Origin of the sequence: Achromobacter sp. SIMBA_011 (genome assembly GCF_046535435.1) — a bacterium.
Taxonomy (GTDB): domain Bacteria; phylum Pseudomonadota; class Gammaproteobacteria; order Burkholderiales; family Burkholderiaceae_B; genus Achromobacter; species Achromobacter dolens.
Window position 1 is genome coordinate 1 of sequence record NZ_JAWRWN010000173.1, and the last position, 335, is coordinate 335.

General features: G+C 57.3%; 1 protein-coding gene. It reads right to left on the reverse strand.

Features of this window, described 5'->3' with window-relative positions; translation table 11 throughout:
• On the reverse strand, nt 1-226 hold a 226-nt coding region (locus tag SB816_RS30430; RefSeq protein ID WP_410548045.1), incomplete at its 3' end, for a hypothetical protein.
• Between the last annotated feature and the right edge of the window lie 109 nt (nt 227-335).

The following is a 335-nucleotide window of genomic DNA, read 5'->3' on the forward strand; positions in this document are numbered from 1 at the left end:
CAATGAGGCCAGCGAGGGACCACGACGCGATCAATCGCCACTTCACGGCATGGTCAGTCCAGTAATAGCGCGCATATTCGAACGTGCGCAGCAAGCCGACCTGATGCACGTCGAACTTGAGCGTGTACAGCAGCACGAAAAGCGCGCTCGACAGATAGCCGAACAACAACCCCAAGAAGAGGACCGAGAGGACGATGCCGGCCAGAATACGCAGAGCTTTAGCCACGGATCGCCATCCTTTTCTTGAACGGGTCGAAGTAGATGCCAGTGCAGACGCGCTTGCGCTTCACGGTGTCAAACTTGAAGTGCGCAACCACGTCCACCAGTGCGTGCAG